The organism is Salmonella sp. HY31 (assembly GCF_042604575.1).
In the GTDB taxonomy this organism is placed as follows: domain Bacteria; phylum Pseudomonadota; class Gammaproteobacteria; order Enterobacterales; family Enterobacteriaceae; genus Salmonella; species Salmonella diarizonae.
Genome location: NZ_CP170479.1, coordinates 4,771,689 through 4,797,395, shown reverse-complemented (window position 1 = coordinate 4,797,395; position 25,707 = coordinate 4,771,689). Strand labels below are relative to the sequence as shown.

The following is a 25,707-nucleotide window of genomic DNA, read 5'->3' as shown; positions in this document are numbered from 1 at the left end:
CTTATTTGAGTAAATTAATCCAGGATCCGAGCCAAATCTCCGCTGGATCTTCCGGAATTTCGTGTTCAAGGATGTTGATCTTCAGTGTTTCTCCAACCTGTTTTGCGCCAGCGCCTTTCAGTTCCGTTTCTATTTTCTCAATCGCGCCGCAAAACGTGTCATATTCTCGGCTGCCAATACCAATTGCGCCAAAACGTACCGCGGAAAGATCGGGTTTTTGCGTTTGAAGGTCTTCATAGAAGGGGGTCAGGTTGTCCGGAATGTCTCCGGCGCCATGCGTTGAACTGACTATCAGCCAGATCCCGGAAGCTGACAGATCCTCTAATAGCGGACCGTGTACCGTTTCGGTTGAAAAACCGGCAGCTTCCAGCTTTTCCGCCAGATGTTCCGCGACGTATTCGGCGCCGCCCAGGGTGCTGCCGCTGATAAGAGTAATGTCTGCCATTGATCGCTCGCTCAGGTAAAGAGGCCGCATTGTACTCTGTGAACGAGTTGGGATCTACCTGTGGAAAAATGTGGGATTAAAAAAGCCGATCATGGCCTTATAGTGCGCATGATCGGGTTCTGCAAGACGATCAGTGTCTCAGTGGACTGAATTTCATCAATTGTTTGAATCTTGTTGATAAGTACGTGCTGGAGTGCGTCGATTGATTTACACATCACTTTTATAAAGATGCTGTAGTGACCGGTGGTGTAATACGCTTCCGTCACCTCATCCAGGCTTTCCAGCCGGGCCAGCGCGGAGGGATAGTCTTTGGCGCTTTTTAGAATGATGCCAATAAAGCAGCCCACATCGTAGCCCAATTGTTTAGGGCTGACGTCAATACGTGCGCCGGTAATAATCCCGGCCTGCTTCATTTTCTCTACGCGAACATGAATGGTTCCAGGGCTAACGCCAAATTGTTTGGCCAGTTCGGCGTAGGCGGTACGGGCATTTTCCATTAAGGCGTCAAGGATGCCGCGGTCCAGATTGTCGATCTGATAATTTTCCATCGCTTTTTCTTATGAAGATTAATGATTCTCTTTATTTTAGCTGTTATTTTTAACGAATCAAAATTGAAGTTGGCTTTTTGTTTGTTGATTATTGAATAGTGGCCTCGTTTTGTTGCTTAATCATAGGCAACAGGACGCAGGAGTAAAAAAATGAAAACCGCTTACATTGCCAAACAACGTCAAATTAGCTTCGTGAAATCACATTTCTCTCGCCAGTTGGAGGAGCGTCTGGGTCTGATTGAGGTCCAGGCGCCGATTCTGAGCCGCGTAGGGGATGGCACGCAGGATAATTTGTCCGGCTGTGAAAAAGCGGTGCAGGTAAAAGTGAAAGCATTGCCTGACGCCCAGTTCGAAGTGGTGCATTCACTGGCGAAGTGGAAACGTCAAACCCTGGGGCAACATGACTTCAGCGCGGGCGAAGGGCTGTACACGCACATGAAAGCCCTTCGCCCCGATGAAGACCGACTCTCTCCGCTCCACTCGGTCTATGTGGATCAGTGGGACTGGGAGCGTGTCATGGGCGACGGCGAGCGCCAATTTTCCACCCTGAAAAGCACAGTAGAGGCTATATGGGCAGGAATTAAGGCTACGGAAGCGGAAGTGCACAAACAGTTTGGTCTGGCACCGTTCCTGCCGGATCAGATCCACTTTGTTCACAGTCAGGATCTGTTGTCACGCTATCCTGATCTCGATGCCAAAGGTCGTGAACGTGCGATCGCGAAAGCGTTAGGCGCGGTATTTTTAGTTGGGATCGGCGGCACGCTTAGCGATGGTCAACGTCATGATGTTCGCGCGCCGGACTATGACGACTGGAGCTCTGCATCTGAGCTGGGTCACACTGGTCTGAACGGCGATATCCTGGTGTGGAACCCGGTGCTGGAAGATGCGTTTGAGCTTTCCTCTATGGGTATTCGCGTAGATGCCGATACGCTGATGCGCCAGTTGGCGTTAACCGGTGATGAAGATCGCCTGCAACTGGAGTGGCATCAGGCGCTGCTGCGCGGCGAAATGCCGCAGACCATCGGCGGTGGGATTGGACAGTCGCGTCTGACGATGTTGTTGCTGCAATTACCGCATATTGGTCAGGTGCAGTGCGGCGTATGGCCCGCGCAGGTTCGCGAAAGCATTCCTGCCATTTTATAAGCCGTTAGCGCCGCCAGCGTCGCAACAGGCGGCTTCGCATCCCGGTGTCAAAGCGCCAGATATGATCAAAAATGCGCATGATGCCGGGTTTGCCGTGTGCCGACATCGCCACCGCGTGGAATCGGTGCTGGTGACGGCGCTGCAACTCTCCCACTTTGCTCACCACGTCATCCGGCAAGCGTTGGGCGATAAAATCTGAAATGACCACCGCATCGGCATCAAACCATTCCCGTCCCTGCATCCGTTCAATAATGACGCGAAAACAGCTAGCGATATCCGTGCCGCCGCGAAAACGTTGGCTTAAAAAGCGGATGGCCTGCTCGATACCTTCCGGGCCGGAGAGTTCATAACGCACAACGTCAGTGGAAAACAGCATAATAAAACAGCGGCGGTTATCCGCCAGCGCAACGCGCATCAACGCCAGGCAGAACGCTTTTGCGCACTGCTCGTTAAATCCTCCCATCGAGCCTGAAGTATCGACGCAGACAATAAACGGCCCGCGCGGCTGCTCGTCGACATCCTGGTGTACTACCGGCCGTTCGGTCACTTTCTCACGCCATGCTTCGCCATGCAGGCGATAGGTGAGGAGCTGTTTTTCCACCAACCGGCGGTAGAATTCATATTCCAGCTCGGTGATGCCGAGCGTCGCCAGCTCTGGCGGCAACAGGCGCAGGATATCATCGCCTTGCTGAATACCGTCAACCTGCTCCGGCACCGTAGCGGGCTCGCGTACCAGTGTACGAAAGCTTTCCATCGGCGCGTCTTTTTTCGGTACCGATTTGGCTTCCCGCGAACGTCCCAGTTGTTCCGCCAGTTGCTTTAGTTCCGGCTGGGCGGCGAGAAATTCGCCGTATTTTACGATCAGTTGATAATCACCGCGTTTAAGCTGGCCCGCGCTCATATCCCACAGGCGGCCTGCGGCATTATCATTTTCCGCCAGCGTCGGTTCCAGTTGCCCGCTCAGCGTCATCCGTTCCTGAACGTCACTCAGCAACTGCTCGCGCTCTTCTTCCAGTAGTTGCTGGTTTAACGTGGTGGTCTGCACGATCAGACTTAACCGCCAGCGTTGCAAAAAAAGCGTGTGTAGCGCAGGGGTAAAGGTACTGTTGCTCTCCGTCAACTGCTTCGCTTGTGCGGCATATGGTGAATGTAGACGATGAAGCAACGCCAGTATTTGCGGCAGTCGCACGATGAACTGTGGTGTAGAGAGAAGCTGGCTTTGCTGATAGCACATAACCTCTTCCGTGAGTTCCGGCGGAACGCGTGCGTCTTTTAGCCGACTGCGTAGCGCCTCCCGCCAGCGCGGGAGATCGGCGGTCACGGCGTTTTTTAAACGCGGAAACTTTTCAAAGAAAATGACCAGTTGCGGAGAGGCCAGTAACGCGAGGATCATCTCTTCGACCATTCCCTCTTCGCTGACGGCCAGCATGACGTTTAGCGTATCCAGCGTCAGCATTGTTGCGCCTGGCGGATCTGTTCTCCTACATCTTGCAGGCTGGCTTCAATGCGCCCTAACCAGTCTCTGTGAATAAACAAGCAATGTTGCTGCTCGCTGAAGCGGGTATGCTGCTGGCGCCAGTCGTTTTCTAACGCTTCCAGGTGCTGTTTGATCTCCGCAGGCATACTGTCTTCAGCCGCTCCTGGCAACGCCAGACGGGTACCTTGTAGACTGATGTCGCGCACCACCAGATGTTGGGTGTTATCGACTTCCATATTCAGCGTTTGGGCAAAGCCGATTCCGTTCAGTTTGCCGCGGATCTCGCCGCCTTTGGTCAGCCACATTTCCAACGCGCTGCGGTCAAATGTAATATGGATCACTTCCATATCATGCAGTTTTAACGGTTTTTGTAGCAGTAACGTCAGAGTTGAAGCGCTGGCCTCCGGCGGTAAAGTGTAATATGGGCGACGACTGAACATACCACCTTGTTTAATGACGGTGAATGCGGTTTTATCGCTTTGTTGTTGTTGCAACTGGAGGCGGAGCTGGACGATACCGCCGAGGCGAGTCAACATGGCCTGCTGCTGCCAGGCGTGTCCGGTCATCAATATTTCCAGTTGCTGTTGCATGAGATTCAGACTCTGCGCGTCATACCACAAGCAATCTTTTAGCAGGATAAGGTCAATCGGCGCAACCGCGTCGCGTCCGCTAAAGAAGGCGCTGGCCTGTAACAGGCGGATGGCTTTCTTCCAGCGACGGTCGGAGACATAAGGCGCATTTGGCAATTTATCCAACTGTTGGCGCAGAGTAAATATCAGCTCAAAGACCGGATCAGGGAGTGAAATCGCGCCGATATCTTTTTGCCACTGTTGATATTCTTCATCGCTAACCTGTAACGAGGCGGGAACCGGGTTATCGCTCTCATCCTGCTGACTAACCAGCATAGAGCGGAAATTGGCTTTATCCTGAACTTTATCCAGCCACAGGCGAATCAACATTCGGTCGTACAACGCTTCCAGGCTGCTGTCCGCTTCGGGCAGTTCGTTAGAGGCCGCCACCAGCAGCCGCATCGGGATTTTTTCCTCAAACGCGCCGTTGCGGAAATGGCGTTCGTTAATGGCGGTCAGCAATGTGTTAAGGATAGCGGGCCCTGCTTTCCAGATTTCATCAAGAAAAACGATTTCGGCTTCGGGAAGATAGCCGGTCGTTAAGCGTTCATAGCGACCTTCATCTTTCAGCGCCTGAATAGAGAGCGGGCCAAAAACCTCTTCCGGCGTGGAAAAGCGAGTCATCAGATATTCAAAAGCGCGGGCGCGCTGGAAAGCAAACTTCAGACGGCGGGCAATCAGACTCTTGGCGATACCGGGCGGGCCCAACAAAAAGACGCTCTCACCGCTTAGCGCTGCCAGTAGACAAAGGCGTATGGCGTGACTACGTTCATACAGCCCCTTCTCAAGGGCGCTGCTCAGACGGGAAATTCTTTCCGCTAATAAATATGGGTGAGCCATAATAAAGAGGCGTCCTTTCGTCAAATGGATCATGCTAATTGCGAGTATAGACGTTTCACCACCGGGGCTGTAATCGTCTGATGCGCTGTTTATTTTTCTTTGAGCCAGGTTAATCTGGCTTCATTTAGGGGTACGATTTTATGATTAATCGTGCATACTGTGCGCTTTTTTGTGGGCCAAGGGACTAAGCACACATTTCATATCTATACACTCATTCATTCAAACTACATCAAGGCGGCAAAGGAGTGAATCCCCTGGCACTGACATTAAACGTGTGACTGGGATAAGCGAATGCAGCCGACAAGGAGGTAGCGTGGAGGGTGACGTGTATAAACGAAAGATGAGTCTATGAGCACTGATAATAAGCAATCGTTGCCTGCGATTACCCTCGCAGCTATTGGGGTTGTCTACGGTGATATTGGTACCAGCCCGCTTTATACGCTTCGTGAATGTTTGTCCGGTCAGTTTGGTTTTGGCGTTGAACGAGATGCCGTGTTTGGTTTTCTGTCGCTGATCTTCTGGCTACTCATCTTTGTGGTTTCCATCAAATATCTCACCTTCGTGATGCGCGCCGATAACGCGGGTGAAGGCGGGATTTTGACGCTGATGTCGCTTGCCGGACGTAATACCTCGGCGCGCACCACATCCATGTTAGTTATCATGGGACTGATAGGCGGCAGCTTTTTCTATGGCGAAGTGGTGATTACGCCGGCGATTTCGGTGATGTCGGCTATTGAAGGCCTGGAGATTGTCGCGCCGCAGCTGGATACCTGGATTGTCCCGCTCTCCATTATTGTGCTGACTCTGTTGTTTATGATTCAGAAGCACGGTACGGGAATGGTAGGGAAACTCTTCGCGCCGATCATGCTGACCTGGTTTTTAATCCTGGCGGTACTTGGCCTGCGCAGTATTATTGCCAATCCCGAAGTGTTACATGCGCTGAATCCTGTCTGGGCGGTACGTTTTTTCCTTGAATATAAAACCGTATCGTTTATTGCATTGGGCGCGGTGGTGCTGTCGATTACCGGCGTAGAGGCGTTGTACGCCGATATGGGACACTTCGGTAAGTTCCCGATTCGCCTGGCGTGGTTTACCGTGGTATTGCCGTCGTTAGTGCTGAACTACTTTGGTCAGGGCGCATTGCTATTAAAGCATCCGGAAGCGATTAAAAACCCCTTCTTCCTGCTGGCGCCGGACTGGGCGTTAATTCCTCTGCTGATTCTGGCCGCGCTGGCGACGGTTATCGCCTCCCAGGCGGTAATTTCCGGCGTCTTTTCGCTGACGCGTCAGGCCGTGCGTCTTGGCTATTTGTCGCCGATGCGTATTATTCATACCTCCGAGATGGAGTCCGGTCAGATCTATATCCCTTTCGTTAACTGGTTGCTTTATTTTGCGGTCGTGGTTGTTATTGTTAGCTTTGAGCACTCCAGCAACCTGGCGGCGGCCTATGGTATCGCCGTGACTGGTACGATGGTGCTGACGTCTATTCTTTCTACGACCGTGGCGCGTAAGAACTGGCACTGGAACAAATACTTTGTCGCGCTGATCCTCGTGGCGTTCCTGTGCGTGGATATCCCGCTGTTCTCGGCTAACCTCGACAAATTGTTGTCCGGTGGTTGGCTACCGCTGAGCCTGGGCCTGATCATGTTCACAATCATGACCACCTGGAAGAGCGAGCGTTTCCGTCTGTTGCGTCGTATGCATGAACACGGTAATTCGCTGGAAGCGATGATTGCTTCACTGGAGAAGTCACCGCCGGTTCGGGTGCCGGGTACTGCCGTATACATGTCGCGCGCGCTCAATGTGATCCCTTTTGCTTTACTGCATAACCTGAAGCACAACAAAGTGTTGCATGAGCGCGTAATCTTACTGACGTTGCGTACGGAAGATGCGCCTTATGTGCATAACGTTCGCCGGGTGCAGATTGAGCAGTTGTCTCCGACATTCTGGCGCGTGGTGGCGAGCTACGGCTGGCGCGAAACGCCAAACGTAGAAGAGGTGTTCCACCGCTGCGGTCTGGAAGGACTTAGCTGCCGGATGATGGAAACGTCATTCTTTATGTCGCACGAGTCGTTGATTGTCGGCAAACGCCCGTGGTATTTGCGTTTGCGCGGTAAACTGTATTTATTGTTGCAACGCAACGCCCTGCGTGCGCCGGATCAGTTCGAGATCCCGCCTAACCGCGTGATTGAGTTAGGAACGCAGGTCGAGATTTAATCCCTTATCAACATGCCGGGGGCCGCGTTGGCTTACCCGGCCTGGCCCATCCGTAGGCTCTCGCAAGATAATCGCCATTGGGTGATTATCTTCACGTCATACCCGGTAGCGAAACGTTTCGACGGCGATCACAATTCTGTTACGTCATGATGGTTTAATGAACACTTCCGGGTTTACACTGCGGCCAGCGAAACGTTTCGCTAGTGGAGCAGAAAAATGAAGAAAGGCACCGTACTCAACTCTGAAATCTCGTCGGTCATTTCCCGTCTGGGGCATACTGATACTCTGGTGGTCTGTGATGCGGGTTTACCCATCCCGAATAGCGCCGCGCGTATCGATATGGCACTCACCCAGGGCGTACCTTCTTTTATGCAGGTGGTGAATGTCGTGACCCAGGAAATGCAGGTTGAGGCGGCGATTCTTGCAACGGAAATCAAACAACAGAATCCGCAGCTCCACGAAACGTTGCTCACTCACCTTGAGCAACTGCAACAACACCAGGGAAACACCATAAAAATTAGTTATACGACACACGAACAATTCAAAAAATTGACTGCAGACAGTCAGGCGGTGATTCGCAGCGGGGAATGTTCCCCGTATGCGAACGTTATTCTTTGCGCTGGCGTCACTTTCTGAGGCCGCTATGGACGCATTACTGCAACTCAAGGGGATCGATAAAGCGTTCCCCGGCGTGAAGGCTCTCTCTGGCGCCGCGTTAAACGTTTATCCTGGCCGCGTTATGGCGCTGGTGGGGGAAAATGGCGCCGGAAAATCCACCATGATGAAAGTATTAACCGGCATCTATACGCGAGATGCGGGATCGTTGTTATGGCTGGGTAAAGAGACCACCTTTAATGGGCCTAAATCGTCTCAGGAAGCCGGGATCGGCATTATTCATCAGGAACTGAATCTGATCCCGCAGTTGACCATTGCGGAAAACATCTTCCTGGGCCGTGAGTTTGTAAATCGCTTTGGCAAAATCGACTGGAAAAAGATGTATGCCGAAGCCGACCAACTCTTAGCCAAACTCAATCTGCGCTTTAAGAGCGATAAGCTGGTGGGCGAACTCTCTATCGGCGATCAGCAAATGGTGGAAATCGCCAAAGTGCTGAGCTTCGAATCCAAAGTCATCATTATGGATGAACCGACCGATGCGCTGACCGACACTGAAACCGAATCTCTGTTCCGCGTGATCCGCGAATTAAAATCGCAGGGGCGCGGTATTGTCTATATATCTCACCGTATGAAAGAGATTTTCGAAATTTGCGATGACGTGACGGTCTTCCGTGATGGGCAGTTTATCGCCGAGCGTGAAGTGGCCACGTTGACCGAAGATTCTCTTATCGAAATGATGGTGGGACGTAAGCTGGAAGATCAGTACCCGCATCTGGATAACGCGCCGGGTGAGATTCGCCTGAAGGTTGATAACCTGTGCGGGCCGGGCGTGAATGATGTTTCCTTTGTGCTGCGAAAAGGCGAGATTCTTGGTATTTCCGGCCTGATGGGAGCCGGGCGCACCGAGTTGATGAAAGTATTGTACGGCGCGATGCCGCGTACCAGCGGTTACGTGACGCTCGATGGACACGAAGTGGTGACGCATTCTCCGCAGGACGGGCTGGCCAATGGCATCGTTTATATCTCTGAAGACCGTAAGCGCGATGGGCTGGTACTGGGCATGTCAGTTAAAGAGAATATGTCGCTGACTGCGCTGGGTTATTTCAGCCGCGCTGGCGGAAGCCTGAAGCACAAAGACGAGCAGCAGGCGGTGGGGGATTTTATCCGTCTGTTCAACGTCAAAACGCCGTCAATGGAACAGGCGATAGGCCTGCTTTCCGGCGGTAATCAGCAAAAGGTGGCGATTGCCCGCGGGTTGATGACGCGCCCGAAAGTACTCATTCTCGACGAGCCGACCCGCGGCGTGGACGTCGGCGCGAAGAAAGAGATTTACCAGCTTATCAACCAGTTTAAGGCCGACGGCCTGAGCATCATTCTGGTCTCATCTGAGATGCCAGAAGTATTAGGCATGAGCGATCGCATCATCGTCATGCATGAAGGGCATCTCAGCGGTGAATTTACTCGCGAGCAGGCCACCCAGGAAGTGTTAATGGCTGCCGCAGTGGGCAAGCTTAATCGCGTGAATCAGGAGTAAAAAAGATGACAACTCAGGCTGTTTCTGGTCGCCGTTATTTCACTAAAGCATGGTTGATGGAGCAGAAATCGCTCATTGCCCTGTTGGTTCTGATTGCGATTGTTTCGACGTTGAGCCCCAACTTTTTTACCGTTAATAATCTGTTCAACATTCTTCAACAGACCTCCGTTAACGCCATTATGGCGGTGGGGATGACGTTGGTGATTCTGACATCAGGGATCGATCTGTCCGTCGGTTCCCTGCTGGCGCTCACCGGCGCGGTTGCCGCTTCAATCGTCGGCGTTGAAGTGAATGCGCTGGTGGCGGTTGCCGCCGCGCTGGCGCTGGGCGCTGCGATTGGTGCCGTCACTGGCGTTATCGTCGCGAAAGGCCGCGTACAGGCATTTATCGCTACGCTGGTGATGATGCTGCTACTGCGCGGCGTGACAATGGTTTACACCAATGGTAGTCCGGTCAACACCGGCTTTACCGATAACGCCGATCTGTTTGGCTGGTTCGGTATCGGCCGTCCGCTGGGCGTTCCTACGCCGGTCTGGATCATGGCTATCGTCTTTATCGCCGCCTGGTATATGCTGCATCACACCCGTCTGGGACGCTATATCTACGCGCTGGGCGGTAACGAAGCGGCGACGCGGCTGTCTGGCATTAGCGTGAGCAAAGTGAAAATTATCGTCTATTCACTTTGCGGCCTGACAGCGTCGCTGGCGGGCATCATTGAAGTGGCGCGCCTCTCTTCCGCGCAGCCGACGGCGGGTACCGGCTATGAGCTGGATGCTATTGCCGCCGTGGTGCTGGGCGGCACCAGCCTTGCAGGCGGTAAAGGACGCATTGTTGGGACATTGATCGGCGCATTGATTCTCGGTTTCCTTAATAATGGTTTGAATTTGTTAGGTGTTTCCTCCTATTACCAGATGATCGTCAAAGCGGTGGTGATTTTGCTGGCGGTGCTGGTAGACAACAAAAAGCAGTAACAACGACTACAGGACATCTTAAATATGAACATGAAAAAACTGGCTACCCTGGTATCTGCTGTTGCGCTGAGCGCCACCGTGAGCGCGAATGCAATGGCGAAAGACACCATTGCGCTGGTGATCTCTACCCTCAATAATCCCTTCTTCGTTTCGTTAAAAGACGGGGCGCAAAAAGAGGCAGATAAACTGGGTTATAACCTGGTGGTGCTGGACTCCCAGAACAATCCTGCCAAAGAGCTGGCGAACGTGCAGGATTTAACCGTCCGCGGGACCAAAATCCTGCTGATCAACCCGACTGACTCCGATGCGGTGGGTAACGCGGTGAAGATGGCGAATCAGGCGAAGATTCCGGTTATCACGCTTGACCGCCAGGCAACCAAAGGCGATGTCGTCAGCCATATCGCGTCTGATAACGTGCTGGGCGGCAAGATCGCTGGCGACTATATCGCTAAAAAAGCTGGTGAAGGCGCAAAAGTGATTGAGTTGCAAGGCATTGCCGGAACATCCGCAGCGCGTGAGCGTGGCGAAGGTTTCCAGCAAGCGGTAGCCGCACACAAATTTAATGTCCTGGCCAGCCAGCCAGCCGATTTCGACCGTACTAAAGGTCTGAACGTCATGCAGAACCTGCTGACCGCGCATCCGGATGTTCAGGCTGTCTTCGCCCAGAACGACGAAATGGCGCTGGGCGCACTGCGCGCACTGCAAACTGCCGGTAAAGCAGATGTGATGGTGGTTGGATTTGACGGCACGCCGGATGGCGAAAAGGCTGTAAAAGATGGCAAACTGGCAGCGACTATCGCTCAGTTACCGGATCAAATCGGCGCCAAAGGCGTTGAAGTGGCGGATAAGGTGCTGAAAGGCGAAAAAGTTCAGGCCAAATATCCGGTTGACCTGAAACTGGTCATCAAGCAGTAATAAACGACACGGGTCAACTATGGCCTGATGGCGACATAAATACGCGAGCCTCCGCTGAGGTGAACGTAAAAAAGAAAAGCAGGGCACGCGCCACCCTAACCGGTGGCGCACTTTGACTTGGAACCCCGAATATGAAAACCGCAGGTAATCTCATCGTCCTTGGCAGTATTAATGCCGATCATATCCTTAATCTTGAGTCCTTCCCTACCCCGGGTGAAACGGTAACCGGTAGCCATTATCAGGTCGCGTTTGGCGGGAAAGGCGCGAATCAGGCGGTTGCTGCGGGACGTAGCGGGGCAAATATTGCGTTTATCGCCTGCACGGGCGATGACGATATTGGCGACAGTATTCGTAAACAATTAGTCCGCGATCGTATTGATATTGAGCCAGTTAGCGTCATTAAAGGCGAGTCTACCGGGGTGGCGCTGATTTTCGTTAATGGCGAAGGCGAGAACGTCATCGGTATTCATGCCGGGGCGAATGCCGCGTTATCGCCGGCGTTGGTTGATGCGCAACGTGAACGTATCGCGCAGGCGGATGCGTTACTGATGCAACTGGAATCGCCGCTGGAAAGCGTACTGGCGGCGGCGAAAATCGCCCATCAACATCATACTACTGTTGCGCTTAACCCGGCGCCTGCCCGTGAGTTACCGGATGAACTGCTGGCGCTGGTGGATATCATCACGCCAAATGAAACGGAAGCTGAAAAGCTGACGGGCGTGCGTGTGGATAATGACGACGATGCCGCGAAAGCTGCGCAGGTTTTGCATGATAAAGGCATTCGAACCGTATTAATTACCTTAGGAAGTCGTGGCGTCTGGGCCAGCGTAAACGGCGAGGGCCGCCGCGTTCCTGGATTTAGCGTTGAGGCTATCGATACCATTGCCGCCGGAGATACGTTTAACGGCGCCTTTATCACCGCAATACTGGAGGAGACGCCGCTGCCGGAAGCGATTCGCTTTGCTCATGCCGCCGCGGCGATTGCCGTCACGCGTAAAGGCGCGCAACCTTCCGTTCCGTGGCGCGAAGAGATAGAAGCGTTTTTACATCAGCAGGGGTAACGCTTGGCTACTATGAAAGATGTTGCCCGCCTGGCGGGAGTCTCTACATCGACAGTCTCTCACGTTATTAACAAAGATCGCTTTGTGAGTGAGACGATTACCGAAAAAGTTGAAGCGGCGATTAAATCGCTTAACTATGCGCCTTCCGCGCTGGCGCGAAGCCTCAAATTAAACCAGACCCGCACGATTGGAATGCTGATTACCGCCAGTACCAACCCTTTTTATTCCGAACTGGTGCGCGGCGTTGAGCGAAGCTGTTTTGAGCGCGGCTATAGTCTGGTGCTGTGCAATACCGAAGGCGACGAGCAACGGATGAACCGCAACCTGGAGACGCTGATGCAAAAACGGGTAGACGGTTTACTGCTGCTTTGTACCGAAACGCATCAGCCTTCTCGTGAAATCATGGAACGTTATCCGTCTATTCCTACCGTCATGATGGACTGGTCGCCGTTTGATGGTGAGGGCGATAGCGATCTTATTCAGGATAATTCGTTGTTAGGCGGCGATCTTGCGACGCAACACCTTATCGATAAAGGATTTACCCGAATTGCCTGTATTACCGGCCCGCTGGACAAAACGCCTGCGCGTTTGCGGCTGGAAGGGTATCGGGCGGCGATGAAACGAGCAGGGCTGGCTATTCCGCAAGGCTATGAGATCACTGGCGATTTTGAATTTGGCGGCGGCTTTGACGCCATGCAAGCGTTACTTGCCCATCAACAGCGACCACAAGCGGTTTTTACTGGAAACGATGCGATGGCTGTCGGCGCCTATCAGGCGCTATATCAGGCGGGGCTTCGTATCCCGCAGGATATGGCAGTAATTGGATATGATGATATTGAGCTGGCGCGCTATATGACGCCGCCGCTGACGACTATCCATCAGCCGAAAGATGAATTGGGCGAGCTGGCTATTGATGTGTTGATTCATCGGATGGCGCAGCCCGCCTTGCAACAACAGCGACTTCAGCTTACTCCGGTTTTGACGGTGCGTGGGTCGGTTTAGATTTATGCCGTTCTTTAATCAGATTGTTGCCGTCTTTGGCTCTTAGCAGCATGAACATCAGCGCGGACACGATAGTGATCACTCCCATTGTGATAAAGGTATAGTGGAACTGTTCTACGGTACTGGTGCCCGCAAAACCTTCATAGATACGTAATACCGCCGCGCTGATCGCCACGCCTAAGCTGATAGACAATTGCTGCGTGACGGCCAGCACGCTGTTGCCGCTGCTGGCATTATCGTCCGTCAGATCCGCAAGAGTAATCGTATTCATTGCCGTAAATTGAGTGGACATCGCCATTCCAAGAATGAATAGCGGCAGTACTAGCATCCAGATCGACATGGCGGGAGATTGAAATGAAAACTGGGCAATCATCAGGCCGATAAATACCGTAATGCCGACCAGCGTCTTCCTGTATCCCAAACGTCGTAAAACCTGCGTTACGGTCGATTTCGCGATAATAGAACCCAAGGCTGTTGGCGCCATCATGCAGCCGGCAATCAGTGCCGGGTAGCCAAAACCAACCTGTAGCATTAACGGCATCAAAAAAGGTACGCAGCCTGTGCCCAGACGCGTAGCGAGGTTGCCGGCAATACCGACGGAAAATGTGCGTGTCTTAAACAGCGATAGTGATATTAACGGTGTCGGATGACGGCGGGCGTGGCGGATATAGGCCAATAGCAGAACGATACTGCAAAAAATAATGGCGGATGCGATCCATGTCGCCACAATTTTCTCGCCAAACAGTTCCATTCCGCTGGAAAACAATACCAGACTTAACCCAAAGAGAAAGAAGCCGGTCATGTCAAACTTGCGACGCGGCGTGGTGAAGTTGGGCATATATTTGCGAGCATACAGAATGCCTATAACGCCAATGGGAATATTAATCAGGAAGATCCAGTGCCAGCTTGCCCAGGTCACCAGCACGCCGCCTAATACCGGCCCCAGAATAGGACCTACCAGCCCCGGCATAGTGACAAAGTTAAGGACGGGCAGTAACTCACTACGCGGATAGGCCCGCAATAACGCCAGTCGTGCCACCGGCATCATCATCGCTCCGCCGACGCCTTGTACGACGCGAAAAATAACCAATTCAGATAGTGAACTGGAGAGCGCACAGGCCAGCGAGCCTAACGTAAACAGACTTACGGCAATCATAAAGACGTGACGCGTACCGAAGCGATCGGCCAGCCAGCCGCTTACCGGAATTAACATGGCTACTGTCAGGGTATAACTGATAATAGCGGACTGCATAGCGAGTGGTGAACGGTTAAGGCTATGCGCAATAGCCGGTAAAGCGGTATTCAAAATGGTGGCGTCTAGCGCCTGCATAAAGAAAGCCATTGCCGCTATCCACGGCAGGCCAGCCATACTGCGCGCTTTTTTGCTGGTCATTCAATATCCTGTTAATTATCTGGTCTCTCGTTGGGCGCTATCAACAACGCCTGGCAGGACTGGAAAGCGCGTTCGCCGTTGCCATCCGCGATGGCATCAACAATGGCCTGGTGCAAATCCAGCTTTACCACCTCGTTATAGGTGATTGAGGTAAAGTAAGTGCGGTAAACCGAATGAAATAGCGTAGCAAAAGAGATCAAAAAGGGATTGGCGCTCATTTCGTAGATATGCCCGTGCCACGTCATATCTACTTCAATCCAGCGTTCACGCTTAAAATGCTTTTTCAGCGCAACCATCTCTTCCATTAAGGTATTCAGCCGCGCTTTCTGCTCAGGTGTGCCGATAATCGCCGCCAGTCGGCAGGCTTGCGGTTCCAGACTGATTCGCATTACCAGGAAATGGTCCACTACCTGATGGAAGTTTTCTTCCGTCATCCACCAGGTTAGCAACTCTTGATCCAGAAAGTTCCAGTTTCCCTGCGGCATCACCCGCGTTCCAATGCGCGGACGGGGTAGCACCATACCTTTAGCCGTCAACGTTTTCACCGCTTCGCGAACTGCCGTTCGACTTACGCCGTATTGCTCGCCCAGTTCTATTTCGCCGGGAAGAATCGTACCAGGGGCGTAGTCACCCTTTAATATCCGCTGCGCCAGCTTTTCAGCCAGAACATAGGATAGATTTTTCTGTGCGGCTAATTGTTGTGCGCTTAAAGGCATGAATGTTCTTCCTTTCTCTTTCGTTTGGTTATTAGTATGCCACTAGGAAGTGTGATTGCGGTTGCAATAACGGCAATTTGCTTATTTTATGGCACGTTAAGCTTGCTGTTGGTGAAAAAAGAAACACTCAGAAAATTATTTTAAATTTCCTCTTGTCAGGCAGAAATAACTCCCTATAATGCGCCACCACTGACACGGAACAACGGCACACAGGCCGCCGGGTCAGCGGGGTTCAGACCAGAGCCTCACGGAGAAAAGCGAAAATAAACGCTTGACTCTGAAGCGGGAAAGCGTAATATGCACACCCCGCGCCGCTGAGAAAAGCGCAGCGGCACTGCTCTTTAACAATTTATCAGACAATCTGTGTGGGCACTCGAGGATACGGATTCTTAACGTCCCTGGACGAAAAATGAATACCAAGTCTCTGAGTGAACACGTAATTCATTACGAAGTTTAATTCACGAGCATCAAACTTAAATTGAAGAGTTTGATCATGGCTCAGATTGAACGCTGGCGGCAGGCCTAACACATGCAAGTCGAACGGTAACAGGAAGCAGCTTGCTGCTTTGCTGACGAGTGGCGGACGGGTGAGTAATGTCTGGGAAACTGCCTGATGGAGGGGGATAACTACTGGAAACGGTGGCTAATACCGCATAACGTCGCAAGACCAAAGAGGGGGACCTTCGGGCCTCTTGCCATCAGATGTGCCCAGATGGGATTAGCTTGTTGGTGAGGTAACGGCTCACCAAGGCGACGATCCCTAGCTGGTCTGAGAGGATGACCAGCCACACTGGAACTGAGACACGGTCCAGACTCCTACGGGAGGCAGCAGTGGGGAATATTGCACAATGGGCGCAAGCCTGATGCAGCCATGCCGCGTGTATGAAGAAGGCCTTCGGGTTGTAAAGTACTTTCAGCGGGGAGGAAGGTGTTGTGGTTAATAACCGCAGCAATTGACGTTACCCGCAGAAGAAGCACCGGCTAACTCCGTGCCAGCAGCCGCGGTAATACGGAGGGTGCAAGCGTTAATCGGAATTACTGGGCGTAAAGCGCACGCAGGCGGTCTGTCAAGTCGGATGTGAAATCCCCGGGCTCAACCTGGGAACTGCATTCGAAACTGGCAGGCTTGAGTCTTGTAGAGGGGGGTAGAATTCCAGGTGTAGCGGTGAAATGCGTAGAGATCTGGAGGAATACCGGTGGCGAAGGCGGCCCCCTGGACAAAGACTGACGCTCAGGTGCGAAAGCGTGGGGAGCAAACAGGATTAGATACCCTGGTAGTCCACGCCGTAAACGATGTCTACTTGGAGGCTGTGCCCTTGAGGCGTGGCTTCCGGAGCTAACGCGTTAAGTAGACCGCCTGGGGAGTACGGCCGCAAGGTTAAAACTCAAATGAATTGACGGGGGCCCGCACAAGCGGTGGAGCATGTGGTTTAATTCGATGCAACGCGAAGAACCTTACCTGGTCTTGACATCCACAGAAGTTTGCAGAGATGCGAATGTGCCTTCGGGAACTGTGAGACAGGTGCTGCATGGCTGTCGTCAGCTCGTGTTGTGAAATGTTGGGTTAAGTCCCGCAACGAGCGCAACCCTTATCCTTTGTTGCCAGCGATTAGGTCGGGAACTCAAAGGAGACTGCCAGTGATAAACTGGAGGAAGGTGGGGATGACGTCAAGTCATCATGGCCCTTACGACCAGGGCTACACACGTGCTACAATGGCGCATACAAAGAGAAGCGACCTCGCGAGAGCAAGCGGACCTCATAAAGTGCGTCGTAGTCCGGATTGGAGTCTGCAACTCGACTCCATGAAGTCGGAATCGCTAGTAATCGTGGATCAGAATGCCACGGTGAATACGTTCCCGGGCCTTGTACACACCGCCCGTCACACCATGGGAGTGGGTTGCAAAAGAAGTAGGTAGCTTAACCTTCGGGAGGGCGCTTACCACTTTGTGATTCATGACTGGGGTGAAGTCGTAACAAGGTAACCGTAGGGGAACCTGCGGTTGGATCACCTCCTTACCTGAAAGAAACGGTCTTTGCAGTGCTCACACAGATTGTCTGATGAAAAGTGAAAAGCAAGGCGTCTTGCGATTGAGACTTCAGTGTCCCCTTCGTCTAGAGGCCCAGGACACCGCCCTTTCACGGCGGTAACAGGGGTTCGAATCCCCTAGGGGACGCCACTTGCGCGGTAATGTGTGAAAGGCGTTGCCATCAGTATCTCAAAACTGACTTACGAGTCATGTTTGAGATATTTGCTCTTTAAAAATCTGGATCAAGCTGAAAATTGAAACAAGAACAATTCCGATTGTTCATGAGTCTCTCAAATTTTCGCGACACGATGATGTTTTACGAAACATCTTCGGGTTGTGAGGTTAAGCGACCAAGCGTACACGGTGGATGCCCTGGCAGTCAGAGGCGATGAAGGACGTGCTAATCTGCGAAAAGCGCCGGTAAGGTGATATGAACCGTTATAACCGGCGATGTCCGAATGGGGAAACCCAGTGTGACTCGTCACACTATCATTAACTGAATCCATAGGTTAATGAGGCGAACCGGGGGAACTGAAACATCTAAGTACCCCGAGGAAAAGAAATCAACCGAGATTCCCCCAGTAGCGGCGAGCGAACGGGGAGGAGCCCAGAGCCTGAATCAGCATGTGTGTTAGTGGAAGCGTCTGGAAAGGCGCGCGATACAGGGTGAGAGCCCCGTACACAAAAGCGCACATGCTGTGAGCTCGATGAGTAGGGCGGGACACGTGGTATCCTGTCTGAATATGGGGGGACCATCCTCCAAGGCTAAATACTCCTGACTGACCGATAGTGAACCAGTACCGTGAGGGAAAGGCGAAAAGAACCCCGGCGAGGGGAGTGAAACAGAACCTGAAACCGTGTACGTACAAGCAGTGGGAGCCTCTCTTTATGGGGGGTGACTGCGTACCTTTTGTATAATGGGTCAGCGACTTATATTCTGTAGCAAGGTTAACCGCATAGGGGAGCCGAAGGGAAACCGAGTCTTAATTGGGCGTTAAGTTGCAGGGTATAGACCCGAAACCCGGTGATCTAGCCATGGGCAGGTTGAAGGTTGGGTAACACTAACTGGAGGACCGAACCGACTAATGTTGAAAAATTAGCGGATGACCTGTGGCTGGGGGTGAAAGGCCAATCAAACCGGGAGATAGCTGGTTCTCCCCGAAAGCTATTTAGGTAGCGCCTCGTGAACTCATCTCCGGGGGTAGAGCACTGTTTCGGCTAGGGGGCCATCCCGGCTTACCAACCCGATGCAAACTGCGAATACCGGAGAATGTTATCACGGGAGACACACGGCGGGTGCTAACGTCCGTCGTGAAGAGGGAAACAACCCAGACCGCCAGCTAAGGTCCCAAAGTCATGGTTAAGTGGGAAACGATGTGGGAAGGCCCAGACAGCCAGGATGTTGGCTTAGAAGCAGCCATCATTTAAAGAAAGCGTAATAGCTCACTGGTCGAGTCGGCCTGCGCGGAAGATGTAACGGGGCTAAACCATGCACCGAAGCTGCGGCAGCGACACTGTGTGTTGTTGGGTAGGGGAGCGTTCTGTAAGCCGTTGAAGGTGTCCTGTGAGGGGTGCTGGAGGTATCAGAAGTGCGAATGCTGACATAAGTAACGATAAAGCGGGTGAAAAGCCCGCTCGCCGGAAGACCAAGGGTTCCTGTCCAACGTTAATCGGGGCAGGGTGAGTCGACCCCTAAGGCGAGGCCGAAAGGCGTAGTCGATGGGAAACGGGTTAATATTCCCGTACTTGGTGTTACTGCGAAGGGGGGACGGAGAAGGCTATGTTGGCCGGGCGACGGTTGTCCCGGTTTAAGCGTGTAGGTGTGTGTTCCAGGTAAATCCGGTTCACTTTAACACTGAGGCGTGATGACGAGGCACCACGGTGCTGAAGCAACAAATGCCCTGCTTCCAGGAAAAGCCTCTAAGCATCAGGTAACATCAAATCGTACCCCAAACCGACACAGGTGGTCAGGTAGAGAATACCAAGGCGCTTGAGAGAACTCGGGTGAAGGAACTAGGCAAAATGGTGCCGTAACTTCGGGAGAAGGCACGCTGACACGTAGGTGAAGTGATTTACTCATGGAGCTGAAGTCAGTCGAAGATACCAGCTGGCTGCAACTGTTTATTAAAAACACAGCACTGTGCAAACACGAAAGTGGACGTATACGGTGTGACGCCTGCCCGGTGCCGGAAGGTTAATTGATGGGGTCAGCGCAAGCGAAGCTCCTGATCGAAGCCCCGGTAAACGGCGGCCGTAACTATAACGGTCCTAAGGTAGCGAAATTCCTTGTCGGGTAAGTTCCGACCTGCACGAATGGCGTAATGATGGCCAGGCTGTCTCCACCCGAGACTCAGTGAAATTGAACTCGCTGTGAAGATGCAGTGTACCCGCGGCAAGACGGAAAGACCCCGTGAACCTTTACTATAGCTTGACACTGAACATTGAGCCTTGATGTGTAGGATAGGTGGGAGGCTTTGAAGCGTGGACGCCAGTCTGCGTGGAGCCGACCTTGAAATACCACCCTTTAATGTTTGATGTTCTAACGTGGACCCGTAATCCGGGTTGCGGACAGTGTCTGGTGGGTAGTTTGACTGGGGCGGTCTCCTCCTAAAGAGTAACGGAGGAGCACGAAGGTTGGCTAATCCTGGTCGGACATCAGGAGGTTAGTGCAATGGCATAAGCCAGCTTGACTGCGAGCGTGACGGCGCGAGCAGGTGCGAAAGCAGGTCATAGTGATCCGGTGGTTCTGAATGGAAGGGCCATCGCTCAACGGATAAAAGGTACTCCGGGGATAACAGGCTGATACCGCCCAAGAGTTCATATCGACGGCGGTGTTTGGCACCTCGATGTCGGCTCATCACATCCTGGGGCTGAAGTAGGTCCCAAGGGTATGGCTGTTCGCCATTTAAAGTGGTACGCGAGCTGGGTTTAGAACGTCGTGAGACAGTTCGGTCCCTATCTGCCGTGGGCGCTGGAAGACTGAGGGGGGCTGCTCCTAGTACGAGAGGACCGGAGTGGACGCATCACTGGTGTTCGGGTTGTCATGCCAATGGCACTGCCCGGTAGCTAAATGCGGAAAAGATAAGTGCTGAAAGCATCTAAGCACGAAACTTGCCCCGAGATGAGTCTTCCCTGAGACCTTGAGTCTCCTGAAGGAACGTTAAAGACGATGACGTTGATAGGCCGGGTGTGTAAGCGCAGCGATGCGTTGAGCTAACCGGTACTAATGAACCGTGAGGCTTAACCTTACAACGCCGAAGATGTTTTGGCGGTTGAGAGACGATTTTCAGCACTGATTCAGAGTTGAGTACGCAATAATTTGCGCAGCAGCAAGGCGGCAAGCGAAGGAAAGGAAGGAGCATACAGAAGTATGTGCCTGACTTTACGAATGCAGCCAACACCGCTGATGCGATAAAGAATTGCGTACAGAGCACAAAAGAATTTGCCTGGCGGCCGTAGCGCGGTGGTCCCACCTGACCCCATGCCGAACTCAGAAGTGAAACGCCGTAGCGCCGATGGTAGTGTGGGGTCTCCCCATGCGAGAGTAGGGAACTGCCAGGCATCAAATTGCAGTAATCCGGGGTGACAGCCGGTGGTAGTAAAGTAAAAGAATTCGGTGGAGCGGTAGTTCAGTTGGTTAGAATACCTGCCTGTCACGCAGGGGGTCGCGGGTTCGAGTCCCGTCCGTTCCGCCACCCTAATTAGGGGCGTAGTTCAATTGGTAGAGCACCGGTCTCCAAAACCGGGTGTTGGGAGTTCGAGTCTCTCCGCCCCTGCCAGAAATAATCCTTAGCAGATGCTAAGGATTTTTTTTTGCCTAAAATTACCTGGTCAGGTAATCGTAAACTCCCTTCTTTTTCTCTTCATCATTTTCATTTTTCATCCAGCACATCAGTTTTTAACAGATCGCGGATAAGCGAATATTTATCGCTGTTTTGCAGCCAAATGGCGTATAGCGGCCTTGAAAGCGTTGCGCTATCGGCAACGGTATGTAATCCGCCCTTTTCGTTTGCCCAGTTTACAGGAAGCCAGCTACAGCCATTTAATGCGCTAAGCTGCTGTCGGGCGAGTTCGGCTGAGCTGGTTGTTAATACCGGCACTTCATCTGCTGCGATCAATCCTGTTTCATGCTGTTGGAAGTCTGGTCCCCACTCCAGCCGCAGATAATTGAGTTCTGATTTCATACGGGCAGGGCTGCTGCAATATAGCGCCAGAGTGAAGTGCCCTAACAGTTGACTGCTGAATTCATCCATTTTGGGCGCTTCGGTAGTAATGAGGAGATCAAGCTGGCGTTCATGAAGTTGCTTCACAAGCGATTGCCGTTGAGCGATTCTGGCTTCGAATTGCAGGCCGCTTTGCGGCTCCTGTAGTTGGTACAGTCGGCCCAGCCAGTCGTTAAGCATACACTCCCATAAAGACGCGCTGGCGCCGATGGAAAACTCGTTATGACGCGAGGTATTCGCCACCTCTTTACGTGCCGCCTGCCACGTATTCATCAGCGTTTCCGCATACGGTAAAAGCTTTTCGCCAGCCGCGGTTAAACGGATATTGTTTCTGTGCCGCGTAAAGAGGTTTACGCCCAGTTGATTCTCCAGTTGCCTGATACGGAAGCTCACCGCGGATTGCGTCAGGTAAAGTGCTTCTGCGGCCCGCCCGAAATGTCGCGTCCGGCTAACTTCCAGGAAAGTTTTTAACAATTCCGTATCCACTGTGCTCTCCACAAAATTATTTGTCGTTATGATTTAAATGTTTTGTTTTACACTCTGTCAAGCGTAACTAATACTCCGCGCCATAAATAGCTCAGACAAAGAATTAGGAGCGTGCAGGATGGCGGAAAGCTTTACGACGACTAATCGATATTTTGACAATAAACATTATCCACGTGGATTCTCTCGTCATGGGGATTTCACGATTAAAGAGGCACAATTGCTTGAGCGTCATGGTCATGCCTTTAATGATCTGGATCTTGGTAAGCGTGAGCCAGTAACTGAAGAAGAGAAGCTGTTTGTAGCGGTATGTCGCGGTGAACGCGAGCCGGTAACGGATGCAGAACGCGTCTGGTCTAAGTATATGACGCGTATCAAGCGCCCAAAACGCTTTCACACTTTGTCTGGCGGCAAGCCGCAAGTTGAAGGCGCAGAAGACTACACCGAAGCTGATGATTAATAAAAAGGGCGTAATGCCCTTTTTTTACGCCAATAGCTTTTGCAAATGAATTAACAACCTGTCTATCGCCCGATAGCTTACCGCCTCCTGCAAATGCTGACGCGAGATACTGTCTGCCTGTTCTATGTCGGCAATGGTTCTGGCCACCTTTAGCAAGCGCTGCCAGGCGCGAATGGATAATCCAAGATGCACCAGCGTGCCCTCAAGCCAGCGGGCGTCATCGTGATGCAAAACACAGTATTTTTGGATCTCGCGACCTTCCAGATGCGCGTTTAACTTCTTCTGGCGTTGGTACTGCCGCTCCTGGGCGGCGATGACCCGCTTTTTTACCGTAGCGCTGTTCTCACCCTTTGAGGCGTGTTGGCAAAGAATCCCGGGCGGAGGAAGCGGTATCTCAAGCGAAAGGTCGAAACGATCAAGAAACGGGCCTGACAACCTATTAAGGTAACGTAGTGTCTGTTCTGGCGTGCAGCGATTATGGTTTCCCTGATAATGTCCGGTCGGGCTGGGATTCATTGCGGCGATTAACTGGAATCTGGCAGGGTACGTTATTTTCGCTCTGGTGCGAGATAAATGAATTTGGCCGGATTCTATAGGTTCACGTAGTGCATCCAGTGTGCGTCGCTCAAATTCAGGCAATTCATCAAGAAACAAAATTCCGTTGTGCGCCAACGATATCTCTCCCGGTGCGGGTATTGCGCCGCCGCCGACCATAGCAGTAAGTGAGGCGCTATGATGAGGTGAGCGAAAGGGACGTTGCTGCCATTGTTTTTGTACCGTATCGGCATTAACCAGACTGAGGATCGCGGCGCTTTCCAACGCCTCTTCATTACTTAATGGTGGAAGAATCCCGCTCAGTCGACTGGCCAGCATGGTTTTACCCGTACCCGGCGGGCCGATCAATAACAGGTTATGTCTGTCAGCGCCAGTGATATAAGACGGTAATTCACCATTTGGATTGTCCGCTCCACCCAACATGTTGTTTCCTTAAGGTTCTCACACCAGAAAGGACATCAACATGCTGAGCAGAGAGGACTTTTACATGATAAAGCAAATGCGCCAGCAGGGCGCGTACATTGTCGATATTGCGACTCAGATTGGTTGCTCTGAACGGACGGTCAGACGCTACCTCAAATACCCTGAACCGCCAGCCAGAAAGACCCGCCACAAAATGGTTAAGCTGAAACCGTTTATGGATTACATCGACATGCGCCTGGCAGAGAATGTCTGGAATAGTGAGGTTATCTTCGCGGAGATTAAGGCAATGGGTTATACGGGCGGACGTTCCATGCTGCGTTACTACATCCAGCCCAAACGTAAAATGCGTCCGTCAAAAAGAACAGTTCGCTTCGAAACTCAGCCTGGATACCAGCTCCAGCACGACTGGGGCGAAGTTGAGGTGGAGGTTGCCGGGCAACGGTGCAAAGTTAACTTTGCGGTTAATACGCTGGGGTTCTCCCGCCGCTTCCATGTCTTCGCAGCACCAAAACAGGATGCTGAGCATACCTACGAATCACTGGTTCGCGCCTTCCGCTACTTCGGTGGTTGTGTGAAAACGGTGCTGGTTGATAACCAGAAGGCTGCGGTGCTGAAGAATAACAACGGGAAAGTCGTGTTCAACTCCGGATTCCTGTTGCTGGCCGACCACTATAACTTCCTGCCACGGGCATGCCGTCCACGCAGGGCCAGAACAAAAGGTAAGGTTGAGCGAATGGTGAAATACCTCAAGGAGAACTTCTTCGTCCGGTACCGCAGGTTCGACAGCTTCACTCATGTTAATCAACAACTGGAGCAATGGATAGCCGATGTGGCTGACAAACGGGAACTTCGCCAGTTCAAAGAAACGCCGGAACAGCGCTTCGCGCTGGAGCAGGAACATCTGCAGCCGTTACCGGATACGGACTTCGATACCAGTTACTTCGATATCCGCCATGTGTCCTGGGACAGCTATATCGAGGTTGGTGGTAATCGTTACAGCGTTCCCGAAGCGCTGTGTGGTCAGCCGGTATCGATACGAATATCGCTGGATGACGAGTTGCGGATCTACAGTAATGAGAAACTGGTGGCCTCACATCGCCTCTGTTCGGCATCGTCTGGCTGGCAGACAGTGCCGGAGCATCACGCCCCGCTCTGGCAGCAGGTCAGTCAGGTGGAACATCGACCACTGAGTGCCTATGAGGAGCTGTTGTGATGCATGAGCTGGAAGTCCTGCTGAGTCGCCTGAAAATGGAGCATCTGAGTTATCACGTTGAAAGCCTGCTGGAACAGGCAGCTAAAAAAGAGCTGAACTACCGGGAGTTCCTGTGCATGGCGCTACAGCAGGAATGGAACGGCAGGCATCAGCGCGGTATGGAGTCCAGGCTGAAGCAGGCTCGTCTGCCGTGGGTCAAAACGCTGGAGCAGTTCGACTTTACCTTCCAGCCGGGCATCGACCGTAAGGTTGTCCGGGAACTGGCTGGTCTGGCGTTCGTGGAGCGCAGCGAAAACGTGATCCTGCTGGGACCTCCTGGTGTCGGAAAAACTCATCTGGCCATAGCTCTTGGCGTGAAAGCGGTGGATGCGGGACATCGGGTACTGTTTATGCCACTGGACAGACTGATCGCGACACTGATGAAAGCGAAACAGGAAAACCGTCTGGAGCGTCAGCTGCAGCAACTGAGTTATGCCCGGGTGTTGATCCTGGATGAAATAGGCTATCTGCCGATGAACAGAGAGGAAGCCAGCCTGTTCTTCCGGCTACTGAACCGTCGATATGAAAAAGCGAGCATCATACTGACGTCAAACAAAGGGTTCGCAGACTGGGGAGAAATGTTCGGAGATCACGTGCTGGCAACAGCGATACTGGATCGGTTGCTACATCACTCAACCACGCTGAATATCAAAGGAGAGAGTTACCGGTTAAAAGAGAAACGTAAAGCTGGAGTGCTGACCAAAAACACAACGCCAATCAGTGATGATGAAATGGTGAAAAGCGGACAGCATCAGTAACGAAAGTATCTTAGCGGGC

Annotated in this window: 18 protein-coding genes, 3 tRNA genes, 3 rRNA genes and 1 pseudogene; 17 read left to right on the top strand and 8 right to left on the bottom strand. The window is 52.4% G+C overall.

Translation table 11 applies throughout. The features are described from left to right. Position 1 precedes the first annotated feature (1 nt). Positions 2-445, bottom strand: a complete 444-nt coding sequence (mioC, locus tag ACE15A_RS22975; protein ID WP_023247183.1) for an FMN-binding protein MioC — start codon at positions 443-445, stop codon at positions 2-4. Between the two features lie 89 nt (positions 446-534). After that, complete coding sequence (asnC, locus tag ACE15A_RS22970) at positions 535-993, bottom strand: transcriptional regulator AsnC (protein ID WP_000433017.1); 459 nt, start codon at positions 991-993, stop codon at positions 535-537. 150 nt (positions 994-1,143) lie between these two features. Here asnC and asnA point away from each other — a divergent pair, with 150 nt between their 5' ends. Then, positions 1,144-2,136 (top strand): aspartate--ammonia ligase, encoded by a 993-nt coding sequence (asnA, locus tag ACE15A_RS22965; protein ID WP_053511063.1) that lies wholly within the window; start codon positions 1,144-1,146, stop codon positions 2,134-2,136. 4 nt (positions 2,137-2,140) lie between these two features. On the opposite strand, the gene viaA is transcribed toward asnA, so the two are convergent. Together viaA and ravA are read right to left on the bottom strand one after the other, a co-directional pair. After that, positions 2,141-3,592 (bottom strand): ATPase RavA stimulator ViaA, encoded by a 1,452-nt coding sequence (gene viaA, locus ACE15A_RS22960; protein ID WP_023247180.1) that lies wholly within the window; start codon positions 3,590-3,592, stop codon positions 2,141-2,143. Further along, positions 3,586-5,082: an ATPase RavA gene (gene ravA, locus ACE15A_RS22955; RefSeq protein WP_129382518.1), complete on the bottom strand. Its 1,497-nt coding sequence runs from the start codon at positions 5,080-5,082 to the stop codon at positions 3,586-3,588. The genes viaA and ravA overlap by 7 nt, the downstream gene beginning before the upstream one ends. Before the next feature lie 348 nt (positions 5,083-5,430). On the opposite strand from ravA, the gene kup reads away from it, so the two are divergent. From kup to rbsR, 7 genes are all read left to right on the top strand, one after another. After that, positions 5,431-7,299, top strand: a complete 1,869-nt coding sequence (kup, locus tag ACE15A_RS22950) for a low affinity potassium transporter Kup (protein WP_000102340.1) — start codon at positions 5,431-5,433, stop codon at positions 7,297-7,299. Positions 7,300-7,515: 216 nt separating this feature from the next. Then, the gene (gene rbsD, locus ACE15A_RS22945; protein ID WP_053511065.1) at positions 7,516-7,935 is read left to right on the top strand and encodes a D-ribose pyranase; all 420 of its coding nucleotides are present in this window, start codon (positions 7,516-7,518) and stop codon (positions 7,933-7,935) included. Positions 7,936-7,942: 7 nt separating this feature from the next. Beyond that, entirely contained in the window at positions 7,943-9,448 is a 1,506-nt protein-coding gene (gene rbsA / locus ACE15A_RS22940) for a ribose ABC transporter ATP-binding protein RbsA (protein WP_001664794.1), read from the top strand. Positions 9,449-9,453: 5 nt separating this feature from the next. Continuing rightward, entirely contained in the window at positions 9,454-10,419 is a 966-nt protein-coding gene (gene rbsC / locus ACE15A_RS22935) for a ribose ABC transporter permease (protein WP_023247177.1), read from the top strand. Positions 10,420-10,443: 24 nt separating this feature from the next. Further along, positions 10,444-11,334 (top strand): ribose ABC transporter substrate-binding protein RbsB, encoded by an 891-nt coding sequence (gene rbsB, locus ACE15A_RS22930; RefSeq protein WP_001056260.1) that lies wholly within the window; start codon positions 10,444-10,446, stop codon positions 11,332-11,334. A gap of 131 nt (positions 11,335-11,465) precedes the next feature. Beyond that, positions 11,466-12,395, top strand: coding sequence for a ribokinase (gene rbsK, locus ACE15A_RS22925; RefSeq protein WP_053511066.1), 930 nt, complete (start codon positions 11,466-11,468; stop codon positions 12,393-12,395). 3 nt (positions 12,396-12,398) lie between these two features. Then, positions 12,399-13,397, top strand: coding sequence for a ribose operon transcriptional repressor RbsR (rbsR, locus tag ACE15A_RS22920; RefSeq protein ID WP_000224487.1), 999 nt, complete (start codon positions 12,399-12,401; stop codon positions 13,395-13,397). Here rbsR and mdtD read toward each other — a convergent pair. Both mdtD and ACE15A_RS22910 read right to left on the bottom strand, forming a co-directional pair. Continuing rightward, positions 13,363-14,790: a multidrug transporter subunit MdtD gene (gene mdtD / locus ACE15A_RS22915; protein ID WP_129382517.1), complete on the bottom strand. Its 1,428-nt coding sequence runs from the start codon at positions 14,788-14,790 to the stop codon at positions 13,363-13,365. The two genes, rbsR and mdtD, sit on opposite strands and share 35 nt — an antisense overlap. 11 nt (positions 14,791-14,801) lie before the next feature. Continuing rightward, positions 14,802-15,506, bottom strand: coding sequence for a FadR/GntR family transcriptional regulator (locus ACE15A_RS22910; protein ID WP_053511072.1), 705 nt, complete (start codon positions 15,504-15,506; stop codon positions 14,802-14,804). 475 nt (positions 15,507-15,981) lie between these two features. Between ACE15A_RS22910 and ACE15A_RS22905 the strand changes: the two genes are divergently transcribed. From ACE15A_RS22905 to ACE15A_RS22880, 6 genes are all read left to right on the top strand, one after another. Beyond that, positions 15,982-17,523, top strand: a 16S ribosomal RNA gene (locus ACE15A_RS22905). Between the two features lie 85 nt (positions 17,524-17,608). After that, positions 17,609-17,684: transfer RNA gene (locus tag ACE15A_RS22900), tRNA-Glu, on the top strand. Between the two features lie 190 nt (positions 17,685-17,874). Beyond that, positions 17,875-20,782: ribosomal RNA gene (locus tag ACE15A_RS22895) — 23S ribosomal RNA — on the top strand. Positions 20,783-20,979: 197 nt separating this feature from the next. After that, positions 20,980-21,095, top strand: a 5S ribosomal RNA gene (gene rrf / locus ACE15A_RS22890). Together the 16S, 23S and 5S rRNA genes with 3 tRNA genes alongside form the textbook arrangement of a ribosomal RNA operon. Before the next feature lie 57 nt (positions 21,096-21,152). After that, positions 21,153-21,229: transfer RNA gene (locus tag ACE15A_RS22885), tRNA-Asp, on the top strand. An 8-nt stretch (positions 21,230-21,237) separates the two neighbouring features. Beyond that, positions 21,238-21,313, top strand: a tRNA-Trp gene (locus tag ACE15A_RS22880). 93 nt (positions 21,314-21,406) lie between these two features. Here ACE15A_RS22880 and hdfR read toward each other — a convergent pair. After that, entirely contained in the window at positions 21,407-22,255 is an 849-nt protein-coding gene (gene hdfR / locus ACE15A_RS22875) for an HTH-type transcriptional regulator HdfR (protein WP_077944465.1), read from the bottom strand. A 106-nt stretch (positions 22,256-22,361) separates the two neighbouring features. Between hdfR and maoP the strand changes: the two genes are divergently transcribed. Then, positions 22,362-22,700 (top strand): macrodomain Ori organization protein MaoP, encoded by a 339-nt coding sequence (gene maoP, locus ACE15A_RS22870; RefSeq protein WP_000840996.1) that lies wholly within the window; start codon positions 22,362-22,364, stop codon positions 22,698-22,700. Positions 22,701-22,724: 24 nt separating this feature from the next. Here the strand turns inward: maoP and ACE15A_RS22865 are convergent. Then, positions 22,725-23,633: pseudogene (locus tag ACE15A_RS22865) on the bottom strand (YifB family Mg chelatase-like AAA ATPase); the annotation flags it as partial. Between the two features lie 85 nt (positions 23,634-23,718). Here ACE15A_RS22865 and istA point away from each other — a divergent pair. Further along, a complete protein-coding gene (gene istA / locus ACE15A_RS22860) occupies positions 23,719-24,891 on the top strand; it encodes an IS21-like element IS21 family transposase (RefSeq protein WP_000952373.1) in 1,173 nt (390 codons plus the stop codon). Beyond that, positions 24,891-25,688, top strand: a complete 798-nt coding sequence (istB, locus tag ACE15A_RS22855) for an IS21-like element IS21 family helper ATPase IstB (RefSeq protein ID WP_000544830.1) — start codon at positions 24,891-24,893, stop codon at positions 25,686-25,688. Before istA ends, istB begins: the two co-directional genes overlap by 1 nt. Positions 25,689-25,707 lie beyond the last annotated feature (19 nt).